Annotated in this window: 9 protein-coding genes; all 9 read right to left on the reverse strand. The window is 44.1% G+C overall.

The genetic code is table 11. The annotated features are described in order from the left end of the window. Positions 1-534: hypothetical protein (locus tag KGY70_01735; protein MBS3773886.1), on the reverse strand; the 534-nt coding region annotated here is incomplete at its 3' end. Between the two features lie 516 nt (positions 535-1,050). Then, on the reverse strand, positions 1,051-2,394 hold the full coding sequence (locus KGY70_01740; GenBank protein MBS3773887.1) for a citrate synthase: 1,344 nt from the start codon (positions 2,392-2,394) through the stop codon (positions 1,051-1,053). Between the two features lie 12 nt (positions 2,395-2,406). After that, positions 2,407-3,654: an NADP-dependent isocitrate dehydrogenase gene (gene icd / locus KGY70_01745; GenBank protein ID MBS3773888.1), complete on the reverse strand. Its 1,248-nt coding sequence runs from the start codon at positions 3,652-3,654 to the stop codon at positions 2,407-2,409. A gap of 5 nt (positions 3,655-3,659) precedes the next feature. Next, positions 3,660-5,927 carry an aconitate hydratase gene (locus tag KGY70_01750; GenBank protein ID MBS3773889.1) on the reverse strand — a complete coding sequence of 756 codons (2,268 nt, stop codon included), beginning with the start codon at positions 5,925-5,927 and terminating at the stop codon, positions 3,660-3,662. A gap of 297 nt (positions 5,928-6,224) precedes the next feature. Beyond that, the gene (gene proC / locus KGY70_01755; protein ID MBS3773890.1) at positions 6,225-7,028 is read right to left on the reverse strand and encodes a pyrroline-5-carboxylate reductase; all 804 of its coding nucleotides are present in this window, start codon (positions 7,026-7,028) and stop codon (positions 6,225-6,227) included. Positions 7,029-7,420: 392 nt separating this feature from the next. Next, the gene (locus KGY70_01760) at positions 7,421-8,944 is read right to left on the reverse strand and encodes an arylsulfatase (protein MBS3773891.1); all 1,524 of its coding nucleotides are present in this window, start codon (positions 8,942-8,944) and stop codon (positions 7,421-7,423) included. A 90-nt stretch (positions 8,945-9,034) separates the two neighbouring features. Next, entirely contained in the window at positions 9,035-10,135 is a 1,101-nt protein-coding gene (locus tag KGY70_01765; GenBank protein ID MBS3773892.1) for a glycosylase, read from the reverse strand. A 36-nt stretch (positions 10,136-10,171) separates the two neighbouring features. Beyond that, positions 10,172-11,143, reverse strand: a complete 972-nt coding sequence (locus tag KGY70_01770) for a methylenetetrahydrofolate reductase (GenBank protein MBS3773893.1) — start codon at positions 11,141-11,143, stop codon at positions 10,172-10,174. A gap of 63 nt (positions 11,144-11,206) precedes the next feature. Next, on the reverse strand, positions 11,207-11,885 hold a 679-nt coding region (locus KGY70_01775), incomplete at its 5' end, for a methylenetetrahydrofolate reductase C-terminal domain-containing protein (protein MBS3773894.1).

Genomic DNA, 11,885 nt, shown 5'->3' on the forward strand with positions numbered 1-11,885 from the left:
GCTTCCGGAAGCACTAAGGTAAATACCTCCACCATTATCTTCAGGATAGGCTCCATCTGCATTCCCTTCGATAATGGTAAAGCCATCGAGCACTGTCTGATCGCTTACATTGTCGAAATAGACGACATGATAGGAGTTATCCGTCGAATCATTTACAGTACCAATATCTCCACTTAGTATCGTCTCATTGGTTTCCCAGTCGCGCTCACCCAAAGATCCTTCTGAACCACTAAATCCCCCGTATACGGCAACTGAATCAGGAATCACAAACGACGTATCCCGGTTGGTTGTATTGGTGGGTTTATAAGTCCCCGCCGCTACCCAAATGGTATCGTTTGTATTTACATTGAAAAGTGCAGTCTGAAGACTGTCATAGGCATCTGTCCAAGATGTTCCGTCATTATCGCCGGTTGCCTCAGAATCCACATAAATTAAGTTCTGTGCATCTGCTTGTGTAAATGAAAAACATAAAACAACAAGGAAATAGAACAAAACACGTTTGGCTTTTTTGCTCAGGAGTAAAGGATTTTCCATAGCAATAAAATTTGAGGGTTAATAAACTAAGGATTATCGGTGTAAATGTAACAGAAATTTTATTTAGAACCAATTTAGATAAGATGAATCCTTTTATTCATCGAACAAGTATTAATATATGGCCTGAATTCAGGCATTCAAATTATCCAATATGTTTTATAATAACTCTTTTCAACTTCCTAACCGTTAGATATAAAATAAAAGATCTTTTTATATGAAATTCAGTTCAATATCCCCGATAAGAACTGCTTGATTGTATAAAAAGCCTCGTGTCATACAATTTAGTTAAAGAAAGAAATTAGTAAACTTTTTCACAAACCTGAAAAGTTAAAGGGTGAAAATATTTATCTGTTTATACGAGATCAAAATACAAAAAGTTAGGTTGAAACAATTCAATTTATAAACGAACCAATCAAATCATTAATAAAAAGATATTTGTCACTGATGCATAGCCGTTCGTCCTTGTATCAGTGAGGTTTATAAATTCGTAAGCCGGACCGAATTGGACAAATAAATTTACCGTTCAGATAAGTGTTTGTATGTCTGCCGGCCATACACATTTTTATAGGCCGGGCGGATGATCCTTTTCGTCTTGAAATCGAGCTCTTCAAGACGATGGGCACACCAGCCCGTTACCCTGGCCATGGCAAAAAGCGGAGTAAACAATTCTTTGGGTATACCGATGCAGGTATATACAAATCCCGAATAAAAATCCACATTGGCACATAATACCTTATGCACCCGTCCGGGCTTGGCTTCATTGATCACCTGGGGCGCCAGTTTTTCTATGAGCTCATACAGATGAAACTCTTTCATCATATCTTTTTCCCGGGCAAGTTCTCTCGCTTTCTGCTTAAGCAGCACCGTTCGGGGATCAGACAGGGTATACACGGCATGGCCTATGCCATATATCTTACCCGATTGGTCGTACACTTCTTTATTGACCAACTTCCGCAGATAGTTTGCTATCTCGTCTTCGTCTTCCCAGTCTTCAACATTTTCCTTGATATGTTCCATCATGCCCAGCACTTTGAGGTTGGCACCGCCGTGCAGCGTTCCTTTAAGGGATCCGATGGCTGAACTTACCGCCGCATAGGTATCGGTTCCTGAAGAACTGGTAACCCGGATGGTAAATGTAGAATTATTACCTCCACCGTGTTCTGCATGAAGCACCATTGCCAAATCGAGTATATCCGCATCAAGCTTGGTGTAACAACCATGGCCTTTGATCAGGTAAAGAAAATTCTCAGCTACACTTAACTCAGGAACAGAATGACGTATCGACAGGGTTTTGCCCTGGTAAGAATGCCTCATCCCATGATAGGCATAGGCGATAAACAAAGGGAATTTTGCGATCAGGTCCAGACTTTGGGCCACCAGGTTGGGATAGGATTTATCCTCTGCTTTTTCATCCATATTATATAACAGCAACACCGATCGTGCCAGCATGTTCATCAAATCTTTCCCCTGAAGGGAAAGGATCAGATTTTTAAAATACATGGAAAGCTCTCTTCTGTCGGATATGTATTTTTTAAATTCTGATAGATCGGATGATTTGGGCAATTCTCCGGCTAAAAGCAAATATACCGCTTCTTCATAGCCATGACGCTTTTCCTCCTGAAACCCTTTGACAATATCTCTAACTTCCAGGCCCCGGTAATAAAGCTGACCTTCCACTGGAACCGGCTTGCCATCACGCATTTCATATCCAACAACATCCCCGATGTTGGTAAGTCCTACAAGGACACCTGTATGATCCTGATTTCGCAGACCTCTTTTGACATCGTATTTTTTGAACAGTTCCGTGTCCACTTTACACGACTGTTCTATACACCTGGTTAGTTTTTCAATTAAATCCATAAAGCGCGTATCTTAATCCATTTGTTCTGTTACCTGATCTATAAACTGGCTGGTAGAAAGCAATGTGGCGTCATCCATAACCGAATACAGATCCTGAGTTACCTGTTTTTGGGAAATGGCATCTTCCACAGCCTGAAAAACAATGCCGGCGGCTTGTTCCCAACCCAGATGGTTGAGCATCATGGCTCCTGATAATATAAAAGAACAGGGATTGGCAATGTCTTTTCCTGCAATGCCGGGAGCAGTGCCATGGGTAGCTTCAAAAACAGCACATCCTGTCTGATAATTGATGTTGGCTCCCGGTGCAATGCCGATACCGCCGATCATAGCTGCCAGTTGATCGGAGATGTAATCCCCGTTCAGGTTCATCGTAGCAATCACCGAGTATTCTTCAGGCCGCAGGAGCGTTTCCTGGAGAAAAGCATCGGTAATGACATCTTTCAGCAACACTTTTCCTTCAAGAAGCTTCCGGGCTGTCTCCGGTCCTGCTTTTTCGCGTGCTTGCTCATATTCATTCCATGGAACCACCTGCTTTTCAAATTCTTCCTCAGCCAATTCATATCCCCATTGCTTAAAGGCTCCTTCGGTGTACTTCATGATGTTTCCCTTATGCACCAGTGTAACCGAAGGCAAATCCCTATCCAGGGCATATTGGATGGCTGATCGAATCAACCGCTTTGAGCCTTCCTCGGAAACGGGCTTTATACCTATGGAAGCGGTTTCGGGAAACCTTATCCGGGTCACTCCCATCTCATCCCTCAGAAAATTCATGATCTTTTCATTATCCGGCTCTCCGGTCATATATTCTATGCCCGCATAGATGTCTTCTGTGTTTTCACGGAAAATATGCATATCTACCTTTTCCGGATGCTTAACCGGCGAGGGAATGCCTTTGATCCACTTTACAGGCCGCAGGCACACATATAAATCCAGTTCCTGCCGCAAAGCCACGTTAAGAGAACGAAATCCCCCGCCTACCGGGGTAGTCAGGGGTCCTTTGATACCCACATGGTAGGTTTTAAAAGCATTTACAGTTTCTTCGGGGAGATAGGAACCCGTTTGCTCATAGGCTTCACTTCCCGCAAGCACCTTTTTCCACTCCATTTTTCGTTTGGATCCAAAGGCTTTTTCCACGGCCTTATCCAACACCTTCAGTGAAGCCTCACTGATGTCGTTACCGATCCCATCGCCTTTTATGTATGGAATCACCGGATTATCGGGCACATTCAGTCTGCCCTGGTGCATGGTGATTTGCTGCAATTGTTCTATCTCCTTTTTTTTTGTTGTTTAGCAATAAGATTCAGGGCACTTCCTGCCTTAAACCATTCAATCTGCTGATCGCTGTAAGAATGATTCACAGGGAACGTTTCCCGTGTTCCGTCTTCATGGTTAAGCCTGATCGTTAAAGATTCTCCGGGCATAAAACTATCCATTCCCAGCACATCAATGGTATCATCCTCCCTGATCCGGTCATAATCCTGTTTATCAGCAAAAGTAAGGGCCAGAATCCCCTGTTTCTTCAGGTTGGTCTCGTGGATCCTGGCAAATGATTTTACCAGAACGGCTCTCACACTCAAATGACGAGGTTCCATAGCGGCATGTTCCCTGGAAGATCCTTCTCCGTAATTTTCCTCTCCCACGATGATCGACTGCAATCCATTATTTTTATACTGACGCGCCACAGCGGAGACCTTGTCATAGTCCCCTGTAAGCTTATTATAGACAGAATTGGTTTTGCCGTTGAAGCTGTTTTCAGCACCCATTAAAAGGTTGTCGGAGATGTTATCGAGATGTCCCCTGTATCGTAGCCAGGGACCTGCCATGGATATATGATCTGTGGTACATTTGCCCTTCACCTTAATGAGGAGCTGAAGGTTCAACAGATCTTTACCATCCCAGGGCTCAAAAGGTTCAAGCAACTGGAGCCTCTGAGAATCGGGCCTTATTTCTATTTCAATCCGATCCGGCTTTTCAGCAGGGGGGATATAACCCGTATCATCCTGTAAATATCCTTCCCCGGGCAATTCGGCTCCATGAGGTTCACCGAGAAGGAAGCCATTTCCCTTGCCGTCTTTCAGTTCATCTTTCAACGGATTAAATGTCAGCGTTCCGGCCAGGCTCATGGCCGTGACAATCTCGGGAGATGCCACAAAGCTGTGGGTATTGGGATTGCCGTCATTCCGCTTGGCAAAATTGCGGTTGTAGGAATTGATTATAGAATTCTTGCGATCGGGATCCTTCATCTGTCGCCTCCACTGCCCGATACAAGGTCCGCAGGCATTGGCCATGATCGTACCGTTGATCTGCTCGAATTTCTGCAGAATCCCGTCGCGCTCGCAGGTTTTTTTGATCTGTTCGGAGCCGGGAGTTATCAGCAGTTCTGTTTTGGCGGAGATGTTGCGATCCACTGCCTGCTGTGCTATTGATGCCGACCGTGTGAGGTCCTCATAGGAAGAATTGGTGCAGGATCCTACCATGGCCGCATCAATGCGTTCCGGATATTGATTCTTACGGACAACCTCTGCAAGCTCTGATATGGGTACTGCGGCATCCGGGCTGTACGGACCATTTACATGAGGTTCCAGCCGGGAAAGATCTATTTCGATGATCTGATCGTAATGGTTCTCAGGGGACTTCAACACCTCATCATCCTTTTTCAGATCTGCCTTGATCCCCTCAGCCAGCTCGGCCACTTCATTTCTTCCGGTTTTCTCCAGATAGGAATACATGGTATCATCATATGGAAATACGGATGTTGTAGCCCCAATCTCAGCTCCCATATTACAGATGGTGGCTTTGCCCGTGCAGGAAATGGATTCGGTTCCGGGTCCGAAATACTCAACTACCGCATTGGTGGCTCCTTTGACAGTAAGTATGCCGGCCAGTTTAAGGATCACATCCTTGGGGGCGGTCCATCCACTCATCGCACCGGTTAACCTCACCCCTATCAGCTTCGGCATTCTCAGTTCCCATGGCATACCGGCCATCACGTCAACCGCATCAGCACCCCCAACACCAATTGACATCATACCCAAACCACCCGCATTAACCGTATGAGAATCGGTGCCGATAAGCATGCCACCGGGAAAAGCATAATTTTCCAGCACAATCTGGTGAATTATACCGGATCCCGGCTCCCAAAACCCAATCCCATATTTTTGGGATACGCTCTTCAAAAAATGATACACTTCATTGTTTTGCTTCAGAGCCTCCCGCAGATCGGCATCTGCTCCCTGTGCCGCCTGTATCAGATGATCGCAGTGAACGGTGGCAGGAACCGCTGTTTGACTCCGTCCGGCATTAATAAATTGCAGCAGGGCCATCTGGGCAGTTGCATCCTGCATAGCCACCCGGTCGGGATGAAAACGGGCATAATCTTTGCCCCGTTCAGGTATGTGATCCTTACTGCTAAAATGGGCAAAAAGCAGCTTTTCAGCAAGGGTCAGTGGCCGGTCCACTTTTTCCCGGATTGCTCCCAGATTCTCCTGATATTTCGTATATACCTTCTTTATATATTCCAGGTCAAAAAGCATAATCGTTCTGTTTGATGAATAATGGGTGTGATAATTGGTTTTATAACAAGACAAAACAGCTATATATTATTTTATCAAACACCCAGATAAATTCTAAATCCTAAATCCTAGACAAATTCCAATGATCCAATCCGGCAGCTGCCGAAAATCAAAACAGGATCCCTATTTGTTCATTTTGAAATTTCTTTTTTTGGTCATTTGATATTGTTTAGAACTTCGAAATTAGATATTAGAATTTCATTCAAAATGCACGAAAATAAAAAGTAAGGTTCAATTATCTATATAAACCTGCATGATTTATTTTCCATTGGTCACTTTATCGTAAGATTTCATAATCCCTTTGATCACAGCAGAACTAAAACCATTATGCTCCATCTCGTTGAGTCCTGTTATAGTAATACCCAGCGGAGTAGCCACTTTATCAATTTCGTATTCGGGGTGTTCGGCATTCTGCTCCAGGAGCTCGGCTGCCCCTCTGAGCAGCTTGGTAGCAATCTCCAATGCCTGTGAAGGTTGAAAACCCATCTCAACACTGCCGGCAGTCATGGCCCTCAGGAACCTCATTACAAAAGCTATACCACATCCACTTGCCACGGTTGCCGTCGACATTAAATGTTCGGGGATATAATGCACATCACCCAGGGATGAAAAAATGTTATGAATAAGCTCCTTTTGTTCTTCATTGGCATTTACAGGAGTAATACAGGATGCCGCTTCCTGCACAGCAATGGCAATATTGGGCATCACTCTAAACAAGGGCATTTTTTCATCAATGACTTGATACATCTCTGTAGATGAGATTCCGGCTGAAGAAGATATGATGATGTGCCTCTTCGGATCAAGCTCGTCTTTAATTTCCTTCAGAATTTCAATAACCTGATAAGGTTTCACTGCAATCAGAATAATATCTGCTTCACGAACAGCCTCCCTGTTGTTTTCGGCAACACGAAATCCCTGCTCTTTAAGGTATTTCCTCTGTTTTTCCAGCACATCAGACAGTAAAAGGTTATCTTTGTGAACAACGGAATAATCTTTCAATCCTATAGCGATGGAAGAACCTAAGTTTCCTCCACCGAGTATACTGAATTTTTCTTCAATCATAGTGGATAATTTTTAATTTTAATAAAGAATCAATCGGATAATTAGAAATGTAAATAACAGAAAATATAAATACGTCCGGAAAGAATTTAACAACATGGGCGGGAAGCCCATGGAACAAAACTGGAGAGTAACAACATACAAAGGATGTAGATTCTTATTGAAAACATAGTCCGTGTCTTTTCTATCCCGATTTCCATTCCCTCTTTTACACTCGGTTTGCCATGAATAAACCGAAAATTTGAATATTTATGTATTGATGTTGCAAATATATTCAATAAATAATGAATTAAAAAGGTATATATAAAATTTTTTTGATATTATAGTGCATATATATACATAACCCTTACACCATGATGATATCCCCCGAATGGTCAGTCTATCCGGTCATTTATTTATCGTTCATAACCTTCCGGTAACAATTCAATTTCGCCGTAATTTTGTTGTTTGGTACCGGGTGTGCTTCGCCCCTGCTCTATATACTGGTCCATCAAATCAGTAAGTTTATCCACCAAACGGGGATGCTCAGATACAACATTGTTGCTTTCATCAATGTCTTTTTCCAGGTTATAGAGCTGCAGGGAAGGTATATCCATTTCTCCGGCTTTTTCGGGTCTTGGATCGCTCCAGCCTCCGGAACCCGGACAAAATATCAATTTCCATTTTCCCTGTCTTATGGCAAAGGAACCGTTGACAGAGTGATGCACGGTAGCCTCGCGGATGGGCGACTGGTATTCCTGACCCAGTAAAACGGGCAGAATGCTGTAACTATCCTCACCTGCGGTGTCGGGCAGGGTATCATTCATCATGTCGGCACAGGTTGCCAGCAGATCGTTCAGGCAAATCGTTTCATCAGAGGTAGATCCCTCCTCAATATATCCGGGCCACCGGGCAATGAATGGAATGCGGTGACCCCCTTCATAGATGTCGGCTTTGTGCCCCCTGAACCGGTAACTCGGATCATGGCCCACCTCGGCTAGCTCTTCAAAATCGGCCCTGGGCGAACATCCATTGTCGCTTGTGAAGACAATCAATGTATTTCCTTTCAAACCTTTTGATTCGAGGGCATCCATAACTTGTCCCACCACATGATCGACCATCAGCACAAAATCTCCGTAAGCATTGGTATTGGTTTCTCCCTGGAATGGCTCTGTGGGAAGAATGGGCGTATGGGGGGCTGGTAGTGGAAAATAAAGGAAGAAAGGTTTATCCTGTGATTGCCGGTTGATATAATCCACTGCTTTATCCGTCAGTTCAGGAAGCACTTTCTTGTGTTTAAAATTCTCTGCTATGGGCCCCTTTCGCCAGAAACCCTTTCCTTCATTTTCCCGTATGGTATCTATGGAAGTAGAGGTAACCCTATCATTTTCAATATAAACATAAGGCGGAATATCGAGGGATGATGAAATGCCATAGAAGTATTGAAAGCCCAGTGCCAGGGGACCGTTTTCAATGGGTTTTGAAAAATCCACCCGGCCGGAATCATCTTGAACCCAATCCAGCCCCAGATGCCATTTACCAATGCAGGCGGTGTTGTATCCCTGATCGTTTAATAAGGAAGCCACAGTCATGGTCTCCGAATCGATCAGAGGTTTATCAGTGCCCCAGAGCACTCCACTCTTTAATCTGGTTCGCCAGGAGTATCTTCCTGTAAGGATACCATACCGGGTAGGAGTGGATACTGCCGAGGCACTATGTGCATCTGTAAAAGACATACCTTCTTCAGCCAGCTTGTCAATATTTGAAGTTTGAATTTTGGAGCTGTCGTTCAGGTATGAGATATCTCCATATCCCAGGTCATCGGCCAGGATATAGACAATGTTCGGGGATTGTTCTCCGGTGTTTCCGTTATCTTTCCCTGATTTTCCGCAACCTGTCAGATAGGGTAATAAAAAAACACCCAGAAATAGGTTTGCCATCCATTTGTTCAACATAGTAAAAAAATTATATGGGTTAAAAACTTAACTTGTTCTCTTATTATCGAATCAAAACCAACAGATTCTGAACATTTAATTTTTATTCCCCGGCAGTTCACTTTCACCAATATCCTTTGATGTTGCCAAAGCGATGACTCTCCCGTATTTTCCCACAGCAGTATAGAAATGATACACAGTTCCCTTCCATTTGATCACCCAGGGCTTGTGGGCATACTTCCTGTCATAATCCTCAGAAGGGGCAACCAGATCATTGCCCTTCCATTTTGTCCAGTCTACCAGATCACGGGAACAGGCAAACCGCTCGAAAGCTCCCGGCTTCCAAAAAGCCCCAAAATAAAACATGACATACAGATCGTCCATCTTTACTATCTGGGCATCTCCTGATATACCTTCTTGTTCGGTGATAACCGGGTCATCACCGAAACGTTTCCAGTTCACCATATCGTCGGATACAGCCATGCCAATGCTTTCATAGGTCGCTGTGTCGCCTTTGGCATTGTAATACATCACAAACCGATGGCCGGTCTGACCTTCTGTGTCCTGAATAACTGAGCTTTTGTATATGACATCATTCTCAAACCAACGGGCTTTGTAATCTTCAGGGAGCAAAACAGGATTTTCAATTCTATTCCATTCTTTGGTTTTAGTGGGATGTTTCGTATATGCCATTCCCACGCCCAGCGTTCCTGCTTCATATCCACGGGTGGCACCTCCCAAATACGACATCCAATATTTACCTTTATAGGGATGCAATTCATAATCTCCTCCCCACTCCTTATCGACCAGTGCAGGATAGCCGGCTTTCTGACTGGCATCCCATGTATTTTCAGTAAAAGACAGAATTTTTCCTTTCTTTTCCCAATGCAGCAAATCATTGCTTTCAGCAATATAAGTTTCATAGCCTCTGCCGTCGTAAACGATATAGGTCATATACCATTGGTCATTCATTCTAAATATAGTGGGACTATCAACCATTTCACCCGTATCGGAGGGCATCAGCACAATACCATACTTATATGGGGTTTTGATCTTTTCATAGACCTGTTTCATTTTACCCCTTGAAATCCTATAATTATCAGATGATTTTTCAATTGAGGAACCATTGGATTGCGAGGAAGCATGAAGACCCATCCCAAAAAAGATTATTATGGTGAATACCAATTTGCTTTTCATTCAGTAGGTATCATAAAATAGTTAAAAAGTGACCGATCAGGTAATTTTTGCATATTGAATGGCAGGTCTGGGCAAAAACTCCGCTTTTTCTGCAATTCCGGGTACGCTTTTTTCTGCCCCTATGGCCATCAGATGCACACCACTTACGCCTTCCATTTCTTTAAGCTCTTGTATTTGCTCTACGGCAATGTTGATGCCTTCGGCCTTCTGGTCTTCAGCATCCGAAAGCCTTTCCACAATTTGAGCCGGTATGGAAATCCCGGAGACATTTTCTTTCATATATTGAGCCATTTTAGCTGATTTAAGGGGAGTAATACCCGCCAGAATGTAGGCTTTTTCATGCAAACCCTGCTCACGGACCTCTTCCATCCATTTCCTGAAGCGTTCCATATCGTAAATCACCTGTGTCTGTATAAAATCTGCCCCGGCATTGATCTTCTTTGCCAGTCGGATAACACGGAATTCCATGGGATCGGCAAAAGGATTTGCAGCAGCACCGATAAATATCTTCGGCTCCACAAGCTCACTTTTCTTTGTATTACGGATATCGTCCCCTGACACAAATTTCTTTTCATCCCGCATCTTCTTAAGTGTTGCGATCAATTGCACCGAATCAATGTCATGAACGATTTTTGAGGTGGGGTGGTTGCCAAAAGAATGGTGATCCCCGGAAATACAAAGGATGTTTTTGATTCCCAAGGCAGCAGCACCTATTACATCGCTTTGAATGGCCAGACGGTTCCGGTCGCGGGTGGTGATCTGCATAACTGCCTCCAGTCCACATTCCTGGGCTATCAAACCGGCGCCCCAGGACGACATTCTAACAATGGCAGTCTGATTATCCGTTACATTGGCTGCATCTACAGAATCTTTCAAAAGGTTGGCCTTTTTTTCAACCGCTTCCCGGTCGGCACTTTTCGGCGGTCCCAGTTCGCCGGTCAGTGCAAAATTTCCTGAGGCCAATACCTGTTCCAGTCTGCTGCCTGATTTATACTTTTCCTCGTTCATATTTTCAGTTTTTTTTAACTTTCATTTGGTTCGGTATTCAACAATGTTATGTTAGTATACTTTTTAAAACAAAACATCCTTCCTTGTAACGCTCCGCGGACCGCCATCGCGATCATGTGACCAGTCCTTAGGTGGCTGGTAATCCATCAGTTTATCCAGTTTGTTCAATCGTTTCATGCGGTCATAAATAAGCTGCCAGGCACATTCCGTATTTTCAGGATCCACCTCACACATACCGTCCGAAGACCCGCCGCAGGGGCCGTTCATTAAGCTCTTGGAACAACGGGCGATGGGACATATCCCCTCAAATCTGTCTAACAAACATTCTCCGCAACCTGCACATCTCTCTGACCATACTCCCTGCTGCAACGAAGCACCGAAAAACTGTGTATTGAGTCCGGGTCGTACAACAGCATCGGGATACAACTGTACAATATGCTGTACTCCAACACCGCAACCAAGAGATAACACCGCATCCACTTCATTGATCTTTTCGGAAGCAGTCTCGTCGAAAAACTCCTCATCACATTGTCTGGTAAGGGTATGTTCAGTCACTTCTATCTCACGCTCATCTTTCCCTGCTGCAAGACGGATCTGATTGGCAAGTACACCCACTTCCTTTTCTCCACCTGCCATGCAAACCGTTACACAGGTACCGCATCCCAATACCAGCAATTTATCACTCTCCTTAACCGATTCGTAGATATCCTTAAATGGTTTCTGTTCTGCAATGATCATAGTT

This window comes from Bacteroidales bacterium (assembly GCA_018334875.1).
Lineage (GTDB): Bacteria > Bacteroidota > Bacteroidia > Bacteroidales > UBA12077 > JAGXLC01.

Excerpts from the sequence above, each read along its gene's own strand:
- KGY70_01740 (MBS3773887.1), bottom strand. The coding sequence starts at position 2,394 with ATGGATTTAATTGAAAAACTAACCAGGTGTATAGAACAGTCGTGTAAA.
- KGY70_01750 (MBS3773889.1), bottom strand. The coding sequence starts at position 5,927 with ATGCTTTTTGACCTGGAATATATAAAGAAGGTATATACGAAATATCAG.
- proC (MBS3773890.1), bottom strand. The coding sequence starts at position 7,028 with ATGATTGAAGAAAAATTCAGTATACTCGGTGGAGGAAACTTAGGTTCT.
- KGY70_01760 (MBS3773891.1), bottom strand. The coding sequence starts at position 8,944 with ATGGCAAACCTATTTCTGGGTGTTTTTTTATTACCCTATCTGACAGGT.
- KGY70_01765 (MBS3773892.1), bottom strand. The coding sequence starts at position 10,135 with ATGAAAAGCAAATTGGTATTCACCATAATAATCTTTTTTGGGATGGGT.
- KGY70_01770 (MBS3773893.1), bottom strand. The coding sequence starts at position 11,143 with ATGAACGAGGAAAAGTATAAATCAGGCAGCAGACTGGAACAGGTATTG.